The following is a 15,664-nucleotide window of genomic DNA, read 5'->3' as shown; positions in this document are numbered from 1 at the left end:
TTGAAAACGTTACATTAGCATAAATATTTAAGAATGAAACCTGTAAAAATACTACTACTAGCGTGTGCGCTGTCCTTTTTTTCTTTTTCGGCAGTGCACAAATATTATATCAGCCTAACGCAGATTGAATACTTGACCAATAAAAAATCGGTCCAAATTATTTCAAGGTTGTTTGTTGACGACTTTGAGAATGCCCTGCGCTCACGCTATAATGATAATATTACTTTTGGTGACCACCAAGAAGCAGAAAAGATAGATGAATATATTGAGCGCTACATAAATGACAAACTGACCATTAAAATAAACGGAACAAAAGCCAATTTTACATTCATCGGGAAAGAAAGTGATGTCGCTATTGTAAAATGTTACCTGGAAATTGAAGGGGTAGAGCGTATTGATTCGTTTGAGGTTACCAATAAATTATTGTTCGATTTAATTGAAGAACAGCAAAATATTGTAAAAACAAAAATAAACTCCAATCAAAAAAGTGTTATTCTTATTCCACAAAAGGACACCGCAGTGTTAAAATTTAATTAAAAGTAATTTACTTGTTTGAATATTTTTTTAATTTTAACGACTTTTTGTAAGAATAATTTAATTGAAATTGCTTAAAGCAACTTTTTTTTCATAATACATTTCACTTTAAATGAGTCTAACCATATTAAGAACAACACTAAGAACGCTCATTCACGCGAGGTTGTTTTTATCCTTTAGGCCGTAATCTTTAAAACAATAAAATTTCACATATGAACAAGTTATCCTATTTCTGTCTATCATTTTTGCTAATGTCTTTAGTGATCAATGCACAAGAGCAAACGGCAGTTAAAAAAGGGCATACCAATACCAACAAGTTCAAACAGTTGTATGATGAGTTTTCTACGCCTAATATGTATAGATCTGCCTCGGGAGCTCCGGGTCCCGCTTACTATCAGCAGCAAGCAGATTATGAAATGGATATTGTTCTGGACGATAAAAACGCCAAGCTTTCCGGGTTTGAAACCATTACTTATACCAATAATTCGCCCGATGAATTAAAATATTTATGGGTGCAATTAGATCAGAACAAAAGAGCAAAAGATTCTAAGTCTCCTTTAATAGAAACAAGCGGTGTAGCACCGGTTATGCTTCCAAATGCATTTGCAAAAGAGTATATGCAACAGCCATTAGAACGTGGTTTCAATATTTTGGAAGTTAAGGATGAAAGTGGAAATCCGCTACAGCACATGATAAATAGAACCATGATGCGTGTGGAATTGCCAAAGCCAATGAAAACTGGGGATAAATTTTCGTTCACAATAAAATGGTGGTATAATATAAACGACCACGTTGTTGAGGGTGGCCGTTCGGGCTATGAGTATTTCGAAAAAGACAGAAACAGAGCTTATGTTATTGCGCAGTTTTTTCCAAGAATGGCGGTTTACAACGATGTTGAGGGGTGGCAAAATAGCCAGTTTTGGGGGCGCGATGAGTTTGCCTTGCCATTTGGTGATTATGAAGTAAATATTACCGTTCCTGCCGATCATATTTTAGATGGTACTGGTGTGCTTACCAACAGAAAAGAAGTGTATAGCAAAACGATGATGGACCGATATGAAGCAGCAAAAAAATCATTCGATAAGCCCATTTTAATTGTAACACAATCTGAAGCCGAGGCGGTGGAAAAAGGGTTTTCTGAAGAAACTAAAACATGGAAATTAAAAGCCGAAAATGTTAGGGATTTCGGTTTTGCTACTTCAAGAAAATTCATTTTGGATATGATGGCCGTAAAAGTTGGCGGTAAAGATGTTATGGCGGTTTCTATGTATCCAAAAGAAGGTAATCCACTTTGGGAAGAATGGTCAACCCGCGCAGTAGCTAGCACCTTGGAGTCATATTCGAGAATGACTTTCGATTATCCCTACCATAAGGCCATTTCGGTACACGCCAAACAACAAGGTATGGAATACCCAATGATTTGCTGGAACTATGGTCGACCAAAAGAAGATGGTACATATAGCGATCGTGTTAAGTACGGTATGATGGGGGTAATTATCCACGAAGTAGGACATAACTTTTTCCCAATGATTGTGAACAGCGACGAGCGCCAATGGACGTGGATGGACGAAGGTTTGAATACTTTTGTGCAATACGTGGCAGAACAGGATTTCGGTGAAAAGTATCCTGCGGCACTTTCGCCCGAGGATAAACATTTCCCTTCAGATCGTGGGCCTGCAAAAATGATTGTGCCTTACATGGGCGGCAATCAAGATTTTATTGCACCTATAATGACCAAAGGGCTCAATACCTATCAATTTGGAAATAATGCCTACGGAAAACCTGCTACAGCATTAAATATTTTAAGGGAAACCGTTATGGGACGCGAGTTGTTCGACTATGCGTTTAAAGAATACGCCAATCGTTGGAAATTTAAGCACCCAACACCAGAAGATTTCTTCAGAACCATGGAAGACGCTTCGGCTTTCGATTTGGATTGGTTTTGGAGAGGTTGGTTCTACACTACCGATTGGGTGGATATCGCGATTAAAGACGTAAAAAAATATTATGTGTCCGATGAGCCCAACGCTTACATGAGAAAGGTTATGGAAGAAAGGGGCATTAAGAAAAAACAACTTAAACCTTTAGTGTATTTGGTTGAAGAAAACAGTGAAGATTTTAAAGCGAGCATGAAAAAGAAGTCACTTTTAGAGAATTCAAAGCCGTTGCAAGAGTATCTTATGGACAACTTTTCGCCAGAAGAACGCAAAAGTATAAAAGAGCCAAAATACTTTTATAATGTTACTTTTGAAAAACCGGGCGGCTTGGTTATGCCTATTATTGTTAAGTATAATTATACCGACGGTACTTCAAATGAAGTAACTTATCCGGCGCAAATTTGGAGATTGAACGACAACGAAGTAAGCAAGGCTATTGCTTCTGATAAGGAAATTGTAAGCATAGAAATAGATCCTGACGAAGAAACGGCCGACATTGATACAGCAAACAACCATTGGCCTAAAAAAGCACAGGAAACCGAATTTGATCGGTTTAAAGAAAATAACAAAGGGTAACCATTGAAAGTCGATTTTTTTAAATCGACTTTTTTTATTCTCACAAAACTACTTAGTATATTTGCAGTGTGATACAGCAAGCTACATTTTTATTTATTAGCGGAGCAGAAATAGCTTTTATACTATTTATTGCCATTATGGTTTTTGGTGCCGATAAACTTCCCGAAATAGCCCGTGGTCTGGGCAAAGGTATGCGTACCCTGAAAGATGCTACCAACGATATTAAGCACGAAATTACCAAAACAGCCGAAAAAAATGGGATTGATACAAGCGTAACCAATGATGTGAAAAAACAGCTAGATCAGGTGAAAGATGATTTAGATGATTTTACTGGTTCGGTTAAACGGAAGTTTTAACCTTTAGTCTGTTCGTCGATGTGTATTTCATCTATTAGTCAACTTCTTCTTGCATTTTAACGAAATTATATTCCCGCTTTTGTATTAAAAAAATACTTTAGGAGTCCCAAACTCTACAAACAAACAAAATGAAAACTAACCTATTAATCTGTTTTCTATCTTTCGCCATTTTGGCCTTCGGAAAAGAGGAACGCGAAATTATCAAACATATTGATGATATCAACGCCTCTGCCATTCAATACTACAATGAAAATAATCTGGTAAAATCGTACGAAGGTTTTGTAAAAGCCAGGACGTTGTCAGATTCTATCCAAGACCACTATGGTTATGCGGTGGCCAGTTTTAATCTTGGTAATATTTACAGTTTGGTTGAAAACTACCAAACTGCCGAAGAAAGTTATCTGTTAGCCATACAGTCGCTCAACGAACTGAAAGATAATGTTCTTATGGCTGAAGTGTACCTTCACTTGGCTAAAATATACAAGGTTAAAAAAGAGTACGATACAGCGATTCCGTATTTTGAAAAAGCTTTGGGTTTTGCTTTACAGGAAAATAATATTGTTCAGGCCGATAAAGCTAAAATAAATGAATTGGTATTCAACATTCGATTGAATCTGTGCGAACTTTATATCGATAGTAATAGCTTAAACCTTGCTTTGATGGGGCTTTTAAATGTAAAAGACTATTTAGAGGTTGAAAGTTTAGACCCTAGTTCGCAGGCTTATTTTAATTATGTGAACGGCTTGTACAATGCCCGAAAAGAGTTGTTCAATCATGCACAAAGTAATTTTAATAATGCCATTAGTTTGTTGGATGATAACAATGAAGACCATTTAGGTCTGCTGAGTAACGTATACATGCAGCAGTCTATAGCGCAGGCAAAATCGGGTAAAAGCACAGAAGCTTACCTCTCTTTATTAGATCATAATAAGATAAAAGAAAAGTTTTTAAGTCAAAAGGAGCAGCAGCAAGATGCAATCACCAAAGCAAGACTTCAAATTGAAGAATATAAAAACAATGCTTCCTTGGCCAATTTGGAGCGTTTACAGCAACTCGAAATAACCAATAAGGTAAAAAAGATAAACGTAATCATTATGATTGCGACGGTAATGTTGCTTATCTTTTTAATAATTATCTACATAGGTTATGTGTCTAAAAGAAAGCTAACGCAAACCCTGAAAATTAAGAATGCTGAGCTGGAAACGGCCAAAAACGAAGCCTTGAAAAGTTCTGAGTTAAAAACTAAATTTATCTCGAATGTTACGCACGAGTTGCGAACACCGCTTTACGGGGTTGTGGGCATAACTTCACTGTTGTTGGATAATAGCAACCTGAACAATCGCGATCGTAAATACTTGAAATCTTTAAAGTATTCAGGAGATTATCTGTTAAACTTGATTAACGATATTCTGCAAGTAGGCAAAATGGAGTCTAATAAAGTAGAGCTTCAAAATGTGTCGGTCGATTTAAAAAGTATGCTCGAAGATATATCGAATTCCTTCGATTACAGATTGGTAGAAACCAATAATAAAATCAAGGTGTTTGTAGATGAACATGTGCCAAAGCGCATTATGTGCGATAACGTTAGGCTATCTCAAATTTTAATAAATTTAATAGGCAACAGTATAAAGTTTACTAGCAATGGCGTAATTAATTTGAGAGTGAGTTTAACAAGTTTGGATGAAGACCAAGTAGGGCTTCGATTTGAAATTGAAGACAACGGAATAGGTATTCCGAAGGATAAATTCGATGCCATTTTCGAAACCTTTTCGCAGTTAAAAGACAGCAACGTGAATTATCAAGGTACGGGGCTGGGGCTTTCCATTACTAAAAACCTAATTACCTTGTTCAACAGTAAAATTGATTTGAAGAGCAAAGAAGGGGTGGGAACAACTTTTAGTTTTGAAGTGGATTTCGAAATCGACAAGAGCAAAGCTATCGAAGAAAAAGAAGCGCTCGACAATAAAATTGAAAGGCCAAAAGAGAAGTATGAGATTTTAGTGGCCGAAGACAACAAAATTAACCAAGTGGTCACCAAAAACCTACTGGAGAAGCAAGGCTATGGATGTACCATTGTTAAAAATGGAAAAGAGGCTTTTGAAGCCGTAAGCCGCAAAAAATACGATTTGGTCTTAATGGACATCAACATGCCTATTATGAATGGAAATGAAGCGACCGAAGCCATCCGTGAGTTTAACAAAACCATACCCATTATAGCTTTAACTGCTGCCGATCTCGAGGAAATTAAACAAATGTACGCGAGTATTGGCTATAATGATGTGGTTATTAAGCCATTTGATAATTACGAGTTTTTCCAAGTGATCAGTACACACATTCAAAATAGCAGGCGAGGTAACCTTAAATTGATAAAGGCTTCTTAAAAGATACTTGCTATAATTTCCGGCTTATGGTTAGCCCATCACGAATGGGTAAAATAACGGTTTCTACTCTAGGGTCGTCTTTTAAAAGTTTGTTGTATTCAATCAGCGCCGGGGTAGAGGTGTCGTCTTTTTTAAATTTGGTATCCAGAACTTTACCGCTCCAAAGCACGTTGTCCGATAAAATAACGCCACCGGTGTTTAGCTTGTCCATAATCACTTCAAAATAGTTGGAGTAGTTTTCTTTATCGGCATCAATAAAAACCAAATCGTAGGTTTTGTCCAGTTGGGGGATAATGTCTAGCGCATTCCCCAAATGCTGCACAATTTGTTTTCCGTAGCCCGATTGGTCAAAATATTTTCGTTGGAAATCGAACAGCTCTTCGTTGATATCAATGGTATCCAAAGTGCCGTTCTGTTGCATGCCCTCGGCCAAACATATCGCCGAATATCCGGTGTAAGTGCCAATTTCCAAAATGTTTTTGGGATTTACCAGTTTTGAAATCATACTCAACACCCTACCTTGATAATGGCCACTAAGCATGCGTGGTTGCAAAATCTTCTGGTTGGTTTCGCGGTTTAATTGCTGCAGTAATTCTGGTTCGTTTTCAGAATGCGCTTCAACGTAATTATCAATATCTTCTGGTATAAAATGCATTAGTTCAATATTCTATTAATTAATTTTTCTTTTGCGGTTTGGTCTTCTCCGCACAGCCATTGTATCACATTATCCTCCCACATGGCATCGTGGTCGGCTTGGGTAATTATATTCCTTTCTTTGGCCAAATCTAAAATTTTTCCGGGATACGAGGATTGCTTGGTGCTTTCCATTTCGCCCAGTGGATAAGGGTCGTCCAGGCCCATAAGCACCTGTTTGGCACCGTGGTTTTTAATCAGTAATTCCAGTCCTCCAGTATCGTGCACCAAGGTGTCGAAAAAAATATTTTTATGCCCTACGGCTTTTCGGGGGTGGTGTTTGCCTTCAAATAAATCCGGTCTGCCATCAAAACCTTGTATTCGTCTTCCCAAGTTGATTTGTGCCAATTGACCGCCATGTGCAAAACAAGTACGCATATTGGGGTATTTATCTTGATAGCCATTTAAGGTTAAAAAATGATAGGCATCGCCACATTGGGCCAGCATCCAAATTAAATGGAAACGCCAAGCCGTATTTTCAAGTTTAATAAATTTTTCACCGTCGTAAGGATGGATTTCAACAGCAAGGTTGTAATGGTTTGCGAGTTCAAAAATCGGTTCGTTTTCCTCATCAAAAATACAGCGCCAAGTGCCAATGGTGTCCATGTAATGTGTGGGCAAACATAAAAGCTGCATACCGTGCTCTTCAACACAGCGTTCAATTTCCCAACAGGCACTGCGCACAAAACCGGGATGCACCACAAAACCACAAGTAAATTTATTAGGGTGGTCGTGCTGTATGCGTGCGTTAAAATCGTTTTGAAACCGTAAGGCTTGTTTCATTTCCTCCACACGTAAACCGTTCCCGTAAAGTTGCGACAGGTTTAAAACCACCGCATGATCGATGTTATAACGGTCCATCCACTCTAATTTTTCGTAAAGAAAGAAACTGGAATCGGTAACGGGGCGGCTCCAATCTTTTTGTAACATGAACTTGCGGTCTTTGTCCACCCAGAAAATACCTTTTTCACGCATGTACTCGGGTATTTCCTCAGGGTAGGGCAGCAAGTGCGAATGACCGTTTATGCGAAGTTTACGTTTTTCCATAGTTAAAATTTAATGGGTAGATTTCTTTGCAATCCATCACGCTATAATTGCTTTAAACTGATTTAATCTTCAAGCTGAATCTTTTTTGGCGGTTGCATCACCTCTCCACAATTGGGGCAACTGCGTTTGCTTTTGTCTTTGTAATAATTATCGAAAATTTTGGGCATATCGGTTTCAATATTTTCAAGTGTAAAATCTTCTTCGTAAAGTTTGGTGGTGCAATGTTCACAAAACCAAACCAGGGCATCTTTCATACCTTTGGGGCGTTTGTATTCAATAACCAAACCCACAGTATTGGCGCCCCGTTGCGGAGAGTGCGGAACTTTGGGCGGAAGCAAATAAATATCGCCCTCTTTAATATGAACATCTTTAGGCGTGCCATTGTCAATAATTTTTAAAACAATATCGCCTTCCACCTGATAAAAGAATTCGGGCGTTTCATTGTAATGATAATCTTTACGGCTATTGGGGCCGCCAACCACCATCACAATAAAATCGGCATCTTTCCAAACCACTTTATTGCCCACCGGCGGTTTAAGCAGGTGTCGGTTTTCTTCAATCCAATCTTTAAAATTTAATGGGGAAACAAGCTTGCTCATAGTTCCATATTTTTGGGCGTGTCCCTATCGGGTCGGGCTTTTCGCGCTACACGGTAGCTAGCTTCAATCCCTCACGCAGTTTACGTTTATAAAATTAAGTATAAAACTATAAAACAAAAAGTGTTTGTTGTTAATGTTGGATTATAGTGATTTGGTTCTACCACCATCAACCGGAATGTTAATACCGTTAATGTATCCAGCTTGTTCGCTAGCCAGAAAAACCACGACACTGGCGGTTTCCTCAGGCTGGGCAAAACGTTTTGCAGGAGTATAATTTTTCATGATTTCAGCCATGTTTTCAACCGATGTATCTTCATTTGCAGCTTTTATTTTAATGATCTCATTGAGCCGTTCCGTTTCGGTAAAACCAGGAAGCACATTGTTAACGGTAATGCCAAAAGCGCCAAGTTCGTCGGCTAAAGTTTTGCTCCAATTGCCCACAGCGCCCCGAATGGTATTGCTTACGCCCAATCCGGGGATGGGTTCCTTTACCGATGTGGAAATAATATTGACAATTCTCCCAAAACCCTCTTGTTTCATAAACGGAACGGTGGCTTGTGCCAATACGTGGTTGCATTTAACGTGCATGGTAAAGGCGTTGTCGAACTCATCCAGACTGGCCGTTAAAATTTCGCCGCTTCTGGGGCCGCCTGTATTATTGATAACAATATGGAAACCGTGATTTTTCTCAATGAATTTGATTACTTGCTCCTGTAGTTCTCTCGGATTTGTAAAATCGGCCACAATATAAGAGTGGTTTCGGTGCTGAGGCAGTTCGGCGAGAACTTCCTTTAATTTCTCTCTGTTTCGGGCTACTAGGGTAACGTTAACCCCTTCGTTGGCCAATGCTATGGCGGTAGCTTTTCCTATGCCTTGCGTGCTTCCGCACACTAAAGCGTTTTTGTTGTTTATGTTTAAGTTCATATTAATCTTATTGTTTTTTTAAAATTGTCAAATTCAATTTGTGCAATTTGATTGGCCTCTTTTGATTGATGACAATTAAAATCATAGTAAAAATCGTTGTGTTCAACTTTCAAAACTTTTAGTTCAACCCGTAGCGGTTTTTTAAGTTCGATATGCTCAAATAGGTATTGTGCATCGTATTCATAAAACTTGCAGTTGCTTTGAAAAAATGGTTCATGTCTTTTCAATACTCTAAAGTCCTTTAAAAGATTTGAAACACCAATTTCAGAAAACTCCATTAATTCTTCAAAATTTTCAAAATCAAATTCTTCAAGTTCTGATTTATGAGTAATATTTAGTGTTATTGTTGGGGAAAAAATGCCTTTGTATTTTGGTAAATCATGGTAGTATTTTGTGGCAATACATATAGGGTCGCCCAAATCCTCATAAACTTCATCCTTAATTTCTTCATAAAAATCATTAAGTATTTGCTCCTGTTTTAATTTTCCAAAATCTTTAACGCTTATATAGCCCCAATCGGTTGGGATTTCGAAAATAATGCCAAGTTTTTTATTAACGTAAATATTGTCTTTAATGTTGACAGCTTGCAAAGGGTCGACCATGGTGCCTGCTAGAGCTAGGCTTGATAAGCGTAAAAAACTTCTTCTTCCTATCCCCATGTTAATATTTTATACATACATTTTTTTGTTCCGTAAAAAAACGCAGGGCTTCAAATCCGCCTTCGCGACCCATTCCAGAGGCCTTTATTCCCCCGAAAGGGGTACGCAAATCGCGCATCATCCAAGTATTTGCCCAAATAATTCCTGCTTGGATGTGCTGACTCATGCGCATAGTGCGTTTTAAATTGTTGGTCCAAATGGTAGCCGATAAACCATATTCCGTCTGGTTGGCTAAGTTCAGGGCTTCATCTTCCAAATGAAACGGCATAACAGTCACCACGGGGCCAAAAACTTCCTCTTGGTTGATGCGGCAGTTATTATTGGTAACCTCAATAACAGTTGGTTCTAAGTAATAGCCGTTTTCAAAGTCTTTCAGCGCAACCTTATTTCCGCCACATAATATTTTTCCGTCTTCGTCATTGGCTATTTTGATGTAATTCATCACTTTTTCTAAATGAGCTTTTGAAACCAATGCTCCAATTTGAGTGCTTTCCTCTGATGGGTGTCCCACTTTAAGTTGCTTCACTTTTTCAATAAAATCATGTTTGAATTTATCATAAATGGAGGCTTCTACAAAAATACGGCTGCCGCATAAACAAATCTGACCTTGGTTTGAAAAAGATGATTTTACCGTGGTGTTCAGCATATCCTCATAATCGCAATCGGCAAAAATGATGTTGGGATTTTTTCCGCCCATTTCTAACGACAGTTTTTTGAACATGGGTGCCGCTATTTTGGCAATTTCAGCTCCTGTTTTGGTGCCGCCCGTAAAACTAATAGCTTTAATGTTTTGGTGTTCAATGATGGCTTGTCCTGTGGTTGTGCCACTACCGTGAACAATATTTAACACTCCTTTGGGCAATCCAGCTTTATTACAAATGTCCCCCAAAAGATAGGCCGTCATTGGCGTCACTTCACTGGGTTTGGCCACTACACAATTTCCGGCAGCAAGGGCTGGAGCGATTTTCCAAGTGAATAAATACAGAGGTAAATTCCATGGAGAAATACAACCGACAACGCCAATGGGTTGCCTTAAGGTATAGTTGATAGCATTTTGCCCAACTGATTCGTGGCTCTCGCTAAAAAACTGGATAATGGCATGGGCAAAAAAACGGAAGTTACTGGCCGCTCTAGGAATATCGACCGATTTGGCTAAACTAATCGGTTTACCGTTATCCTTGCTTTCGGCCTCGGCTAATTTCTGAAAATTGTCTTCGATTAATTCTGAAATTTTTAAAAGAATGCGGCTGCGTTCTTCCATTGTGGTTTGCGACCACTGCCCAAAAGCTGATTGGGCACTTTGGTATGCTGCCTCCACATCGGCTTTTGATGAATTTGGTATTTGACCATAAATCTCGCCATTGGATGGGTTATAATTATCCAGCCATTCATTGGAAATAGGGTCTGTAAATTGTCCGTTTATGTAATTTTGGATTTTCATTTTTTAAATGCCACAACTTTAATTTCGACCACTAAATCGGGGTGCGGTAATTGATGCACGGCTACAGTGGTTCGGGTGGGACCAGTTTCCGCATTAAAAAATTCGGCGTAAGCTTTATTGTATCCGGCAAAATCGTTCATATTTACCAAAAAGGTGGTAACATCAACCACATCATTTAAACTAGCGCCTTCTTTATTTAGATTTTTTTCGATGTTTTTTAAAACTTCTCGTGTCTGTACTTCAATGTTGAGGTGCTTGGTGCCCATGTTATCAATAATTTCAACACCGGCAATACTGTTGTCTGCCCTTCTCGAACTGGTGCCCGAAACAAATATAAAATCGCCAACCCTTTTTGTGTGGGGGTAGGCGCCACGAGGTGTTACGTTTTGGTTTTTCATAATTTAAGCCCACCCTTATTCGGGCGGGTAAGACATTTTGTTAAACTTTTTAAAGCACTATGATTCCCTTCCTTTGGAAGGGTTAGGGAAGGCTTCGTTTTTATTTCAATCCCGCAATTCTATCGTCTTCTAAAATTGCTTCGGTTTCATTTTTAATTTTTTCTAAGTTTGATTTCAAGTCGCCGTTAATATCTATTTTTTTGTCCGTTAACAGGTTTAAAATTGCTTTGTCTTGTGCGCGGCCTCTAATCATAGCTTCGCGGTAGCCTATATTTTCATTGAAAGTCACCATGGAATATTTTGAGGCATATTCATTAGGGAATTCCTTTTCCAGAGCCATTTCCAATTTACGTTTTTCTTGAAAAATGGGGTTGGCCACGTGGTCTTTCATTTCATGGAAATTGTCAATAGCCAAATCGGCAATGGCATCGGTGTCTTTTTTTCTGTTTTTTTCGAAGGTTTTAAAAACCGCTTCCCAATTATTCAACCCTTGGTCTAAAACTTTATCGAATTCGGAGACATCTTCAAAAGAAGCATTCATCCCCTGGCCGTAAAACGGAACGATGGCATGGGCCGCATCACCCATTAAGAGCGTATTGCCTTTATAATGCCAAGGTGAACATTTTATAGTGCCCAGTGGAGAAGTGGGGTTCGTAAAAAAATCATCCAAAAGATTAGGCATAATCGCTAAAGCATCGGGAAATTCTTTTTTGAAAAACTCCAAAACCCGGTTTTCGGTGTTGAGGTTGTTGAAATTGTACTCGCCCTCATCGTAACTTAAAAATAGGGTTACGGTAAAACTGCCATCCAAATTAGGTAGGGCAATGAGCATAAAATTGCCGCGAGGCCAAATATGGAGAGCATTTTTATAAGTTTTGTAGTCGCCGTTTTTTTTAGGTAAAATGGCCAATTCCTTGTATCCATGAGTAAGCCAATCCTGAGAAAAGCTGAACAGGAATTTCTTGCCTAAATAATAGCTCTTTCGAAGTGCTGAGCCAGCACCATCGGCGGCAATAATAATATCGGCGTCTTCTACAAATTGCTTTTTGGTGTTATAATCTTCAAATAGGGCGGTGGTGTTTTCAAAATCGACTGACAAACATTTACTATTGAAAAAGACCTTGACGTTTTCGTGCTTTTCGGCTTCATCCAAAAGTAGGGTGTTGAGCCCCCTACGGGAAATAGAATTGATGTATTCGTGCTCCCTACCGCTGTAATTTGAAAGAAAGGTGTTGCCGTGTGTGTCGTGAATCATCCGCCCAGTCATGGGGATGCAGAGTGCTTTTGCTTTGTCTTCCAAACCAACCAATTTCATAGCTTTTTGTCCGCGGTTGGAAAACGCCAAATTAATGGAGCGCCCAGAGCTAATGTCGACTTTTCGTAAATCGGGACGCTTCTCGTAAACAGACACGTTGTAGCCCCGTTGACCTAAACGCAATGCCAACAGGCTGCCACAAAGGCCGGCGCCGATGATGAGTATGTTTTGCTGATTATTCATTTAAAATAACCTTTAATTTTTTAACCAATTGATACACATCCTCAAACGAATTATAAAACGGTGTGGGCGCACAGCGAATCACATCGGGTTCACGCCAATCGCTAATGACGCCTGCTTGGGTGAGCTTGTCATGTAATGATTTATCGGCGTTTTTAACTTGAATGGATAATTGGCAACCGCGTTCGTTTGGGTTTTCTGGGGTTATGATTCTAATAGTATCTTCGCCCAATTGCTTCAATAAAAATTCGAAATAGCCCGTTAGTTTTTTCGATTTTTCGGTGAGCTGTTCCATGCCTACTTCGCTAAATATATCGAGCGAGGCTTTAATGGCAGCCATCGATAAAATAGGCGGGTTACTGAGCTGCCAGCCTTCAGCACCCGGAAGTTGGTCAAACTCGTTGCGCATGTTAAAACGGGTTTGTTTATTGTGGCTCCACCAGCCCGTAAACCGGTTGAGGTTTTTATTATGGGCATGGCGTTCGTGCACAAAACAGCCCGCCAAACTGCCCGGCCCCGAGTTTAAATATTTATAGGTGCACCAAACGGCAAAATCGGCACCCGAATCGTGCAAATTCAACTGTACGTTGCCTGCCCCGTGGGCACAGTCAAAACCTACTTTGCAGCCGTACTGGTGTCCCAATTTGGTGATGCGTTTTAAATCGAAAAACTGCCCAGTGTAATAATTAACACCACCAATCATAATCAGTGCGATTTCCTCGCCTTGTTCCTTGAGGATGGTCTCTAAATCTTCATAATTCAAAAGCTCTTCGCCTTTTCGGGGTTTCCATAGAACCAGTCCGTCTTTATCATCAAAACCGTGATGGCGTAATTGTGATTCCACTGCGTATTTGTCCGAAGGAAAAGCATCACTTTCAATCAGTATTTTGTAACGGGTTTTAGTGGGTTGGTAAAACGACACCATCATAAAATGGAGGTTGGCGGTAAGGGTATTCATCACCACCACTTCAATAGGTTTGGCGCCCACCACATTGGCCATACTTTCGGTTAGAAATTCGTGATAAGGCAACCACGGGTTTTTAGCTTCAAAATGACCTTCGACCCCCAATTGAGCCCAATCGTCAAGCTCTTGGTTTACGCAGGCTTTGGTACTTTTAGGCTGAAGTCCCAACGAGTTACCCGTCATGTAAATACAATCGCTTCCATCTGGGTTTTTCGGAATGTGGAATTGAGTTCGGTAAGCTTTCAGTTTGTCGTTTCGGTCTTGTTCGAAGGCAAAATCAAGACCCGTTTTATAATGGAACAAGGTGTTTTTCTTTTTGGGTTTCTAACAAAAATAAGCAATCTAAACCAACCAATGGGCACAGTGAAAACAAGAAAATTGTCCCAAATTTTCGTATCTTTAGTGAAAACACCTACTATGACTGGGATTAAGGAATATACCAACGGCGAGGTAACCATTGTTTGGAACCCCGAGGCCTGTATACATTCGGGGATTTGTGTGAAAGGGCTGCCCAAGGTTTTTAGGCCCGATATGCGTCCGTGGATAACCATTGGTGGCGCTCAAACCGATGAAATTATCAATCAGGTGGTGCGTTGCCCTTCGGGTGCTTTGAGCTACTATATGAATGCCAGTGTTGATGAAAGCACGGTTGTTGAAGAAGCCAAAGTGGAAGTGTTGAGCAACGGCCCGTTATTGGTACACGGAACGATAAAAGTGATTGATTTGGACGGCAGTTCTGAAATGAAAAGTAAAACCACGGCATTTTGCAGGTGTGGCGCCTCGGAAAATAAACCGTATTGCGATGGCAGCCATGTGAAAACAAAATTTAAAGGATAAAACCATTGAAATGAAAAAGCGCTTCAACCATTGATTGAAGCGCTTTTAATATATATAGACGCATAAGCGGAATAGTAATTTCTATACTTTATATACGCCTATAATTGGTGTTTGGATGTTTTTATTTACAAAAATGAATTCGAAATTACTCTAAAACTACGGACACATTAGTAAAATCGAGACTCCAATCGCCTTCGCCTTTTTTGTGTTCCAAAGCTATTTTTATGCCGTTAAAATCTTGCAGGTTCTCGAAGGTGTTGGTGAGTGACGGTTCGGTTTGGTTGCCACGTCTAAAAACCCATTCTTTGATGATGTAGTTGTCATCATAAAAAATATCGTAAGCATCGCCAGGCGTGTAACCACCTTCGTTTGGGTAAGTCATTGTGATTTTATTGAGCACGGTATTTGCAATTGGAGCAGTGACTTTTTCGGGCTCGGAAATGGAAGCACTGCTATCCCAAACCAATTGAAACGGAATAAGCAACCAAAACTTGTCGTTAATAAAAGCACGGTCGGCTTTTAGGGCGGTGCTGTCCATTTGTTTTCGGTTGTAGGTTAGTGTGTCCGTTGCTGATTTTAAAGTGACTTGGTTGGTTTTTGGGAGCCATACCCAATGGCGTTTTCCCGCAAAGGTAAATTGTACCTCGGCAACGTTTTTCCAATTTTGGTAACCGTGCGCGTTGGCTATTTTTTCGGCTACCGAAATTTCTGTTTTTTTAACCTCGGTTTTTGGGGTTTGTTTGCAGTTGGTTAAAAACAATAGGCAAATAGCTATATAAGTTATGTGTTTCATTAGTTTTTTTGATGGTTAGTGTAAAGATAG

15 protein-coding genes are annotated in these 15,664 nt (G+C 39.4%); 5 read left to right on the top strand and 10 right to left on the bottom strand.

Annotated features, from left to right (window positions below):
* Positions 1-33 precede the first annotated feature (33 nt).
* The 4 genes from ABI125_14030 (at position 34) to ABI125_14015 (ending at position 5,784) form a co-directional block, all read left to right on the top strand.
* A complete protein-coding gene (locus tag ABI125_14030; protein ID XCF05822.1) occupies positions 34-537 on the top strand; it encodes a DUF6702 family protein in 504 nt (167 codons plus the stop codon).
* A gap of 209 nt (positions 538-746) precedes the next feature.
* Complete coding sequence (locus ABI125_14025) at positions 747-3,047, top strand: M1 family metallopeptidase (GenBank protein ID XCF05821.1); 2,301 nt, start codon at positions 747-749, stop codon at positions 3,045-3,047.
* 68 nt (positions 3,048-3,115) lie between these two features.
* Complete coding sequence (locus tag ABI125_14020) at positions 3,116-3,403, top strand: twin-arginine translocase TatA/TatE family subunit (GenBank protein ID XCF05820.1); 288 nt, start codon at positions 3,116-3,118, stop codon at positions 3,401-3,403.
* Positions 3,404-3,531: 128 nt separating this feature from the next.
* Positions 3,532-5,784, top strand: coding sequence for an ATP-binding protein (locus tag ABI125_14015; GenBank protein ID XCF05819.1), 2,253 nt, complete (start codon positions 3,532-3,534; stop codon positions 5,782-5,784).
* Positions 5,785-5,794: 10 nt separating this feature from the next.
* Here the strand turns inward: ABI125_14015 and ABI125_14010 are convergent, their stop codons facing one another.
* The 9 genes from ABI125_14010 to kynU form a co-directional block, all read right to left on the bottom strand.
* Entirely contained in the window at positions 5,795-6,439 is a 645-nt protein-coding gene (locus ABI125_14010) for an O-methyltransferase (GenBank protein XCF05818.1), read from the bottom strand.
* Complete coding sequence (locus tag ABI125_14005; protein XCF05817.1) at positions 6,439-7,524, bottom strand: amidohydrolase family protein; 1,086 nt, start codon at positions 7,522-7,524, stop codon at positions 6,439-6,441. The genes ABI125_14010 and ABI125_14005 overlap by 1 nt, the downstream gene beginning before the upstream one ends.
* Positions 7,525-7,586: 62 nt before the next feature.
* Entirely contained in the window at positions 7,587-8,123 is a 537-nt protein-coding gene (locus tag ABI125_14000; GenBank protein ID XCF05816.1) for a 3-hydroxyanthranilate 3,4-dioxygenase, read from the bottom strand.
* A 141-nt stretch (positions 8,124-8,264) separates the two neighbouring features.
* Positions 8,265-9,047: an SDR family oxidoreductase gene (locus ABI125_13995; GenBank protein XCF05815.1), complete on the bottom strand. Its 783-nt coding sequence runs from the start codon at positions 9,045-9,047 to the stop codon at positions 8,265-8,267.
* Entirely contained in the window at positions 9,044-9,706 is a 663-nt protein-coding gene (locus ABI125_13990) for a hypothetical protein (GenBank protein ID XCF05814.1), read from the bottom strand. The genes ABI125_13995 and ABI125_13990 overlap by 4 nt, the downstream gene beginning before the upstream one ends.
* Before the next feature lies 1 nt (position 9,707).
* On the bottom strand, positions 9,708-11,147 hold the full coding sequence (locus ABI125_13985; GenBank protein XCF05813.1) for an aldehyde dehydrogenase: 1,440 nt from the start codon (positions 11,145-11,147) through the stop codon (positions 9,708-9,710).
* A complete protein-coding gene (locus ABI125_13980; GenBank protein ID XCF05812.1) occupies positions 11,144-11,545 on the bottom strand; it encodes a RidA family protein in 402 nt (133 codons plus the stop codon). The genes ABI125_13985 and ABI125_13980 overlap by 4 nt, the downstream gene beginning before the upstream one ends.
* A 100-nt stretch (positions 11,546-11,645) precedes the next feature.
* Positions 11,646-13,043: an NAD(P)/FAD-dependent oxidoreductase gene (locus ABI125_13975; GenBank protein XCF05811.1), complete on the bottom strand. Its 1,398-nt coding sequence runs from the start codon at positions 13,041-13,043 to the stop codon at positions 11,646-11,648.
* The gene (gene kynU / locus ABI125_13970) at positions 13,036-14,307 is read right to left on the bottom strand and encodes a kynureninase (protein XCF05810.1); all 1,272 of its coding nucleotides are present in this window, start codon (positions 14,305-14,307) and stop codon (positions 13,036-13,038) included. Before kynU ends, ABI125_13975 begins: the two co-directional genes overlap by 8 nt.
* 114 nt (positions 14,308-14,421) lie before the next feature.
* Between kynU and ABI125_13965 the strand changes: the two genes are divergently transcribed.
* Complete coding sequence (locus tag ABI125_13965) at positions 14,422-14,841, top strand: (4Fe-4S)-binding protein (protein XCF05809.1); 420 nt, start codon at positions 14,422-14,424, stop codon at positions 14,839-14,841.
* Positions 14,842-14,986: 145 nt separating this feature from the next.
* Here ABI125_13965 and ABI125_13960 read toward each other — a convergent pair whose 3' ends face one another.
* Positions 14,987-15,634: a hypothetical protein gene (locus tag ABI125_13960; GenBank protein XCF05808.1), complete on the bottom strand. Its 648-nt coding sequence runs from the start codon at positions 15,632-15,634 to the stop codon at positions 14,987-14,989.
* Between the last annotated feature and the right edge of the window lie 30 nt (positions 15,635-15,664).

The sequence above is a fragment of the Tamlana crocina genome (assembly GCA_040429635.1).
GTDB classification, from domain to species: domain Bacteria; phylum Bacteroidota; class Bacteroidia; order Flavobacteriales; family Flavobacteriaceae; genus Flavisericum; species Flavisericum crocinum.
This window is presented reverse-complemented; position numbering and strand designations above follow the sequence as displayed.

Bases quoted from the DNA above. Each gene is read 5' to 3' on its own strand.
- ABI125_14030 (XCF05822.1), top strand. From the start codon at position 34: ATGAAACCTGTAAAAATACTACTACTAGCGTGTGCGCTGTCCTTTTTT.
- ABI125_14025 (XCF05821.1), top strand. From the start codon at position 747: ATGAACAAGTTATCCTATTTCTGTCTATCATTTTTGCTAATGTCTTTA.
- ABI125_14015 (XCF05819.1), top strand. From the start codon at position 3,532: ATGAAAACTAACCTATTAATCTGTTTTCTATCTTTCGCCATTTTGGCC.
- ABI125_14010 (XCF05818.1), bottom strand. From the start codon at position 6,439: ATGCATTTTATACCAGAAGATATTGATAATTACGTTGAAGCGCATTCT.
- ABI125_14005 (XCF05817.1), bottom strand. From the start codon at position 7,524: ATGGAAAAACGTAAACTTCGCATAAACGGTCATTCGCACTTGCTGCCC.
- ABI125_14000 (XCF05816.1), bottom strand. From the start codon at position 8,123: ATGAGCAAGCTTGTTTCCCCATTAAATTTTAAAGATTGGATTGAAGAA.
- ABI125_13995 (XCF05815.1), bottom strand. From the start codon at position 9,047: ATGAACTTAAACATAAACAACAAAAACGCTTTAGTGTGCGGAAGCACG.
- ABI125_13990 (XCF05814.1), bottom strand. From the start codon at position 9,706: ATGGGGATAGGAAGAAGAAGTTTTTTACGCTTATCAAGCCTAGCTCTA.
- ABI125_13985 (XCF05813.1), bottom strand. From the start codon at position 11,147: ATGAAAATCCAAAATTACATAAACGGACAATTTACAGACCCTATTTCC.
- ABI125_13980 (XCF05812.1), bottom strand. From the start codon at position 11,545: ATGAAAAACCAAAACGTAACACCTCGTGGCGCCTACCCCCACACAAAA.
- ABI125_13975 (XCF05811.1), bottom strand. From the start codon at position 13,043: ATGAATAATCAGCAAAACATACTCATCATCGGCGCCGGCCTTTGTGGC.
- ABI125_13965 (XCF05809.1), top strand. From the start codon at position 14,422: ATGACTGGGATTAAGGAATATACCAACGGCGAGGTAACCATTGTTTGG.
- ABI125_13960 (XCF05808.1), bottom strand. From the start codon at position 15,634: ATGAAACACATAACTTATATAGCTATTTGCCTATTGTTTTTAACCAAC.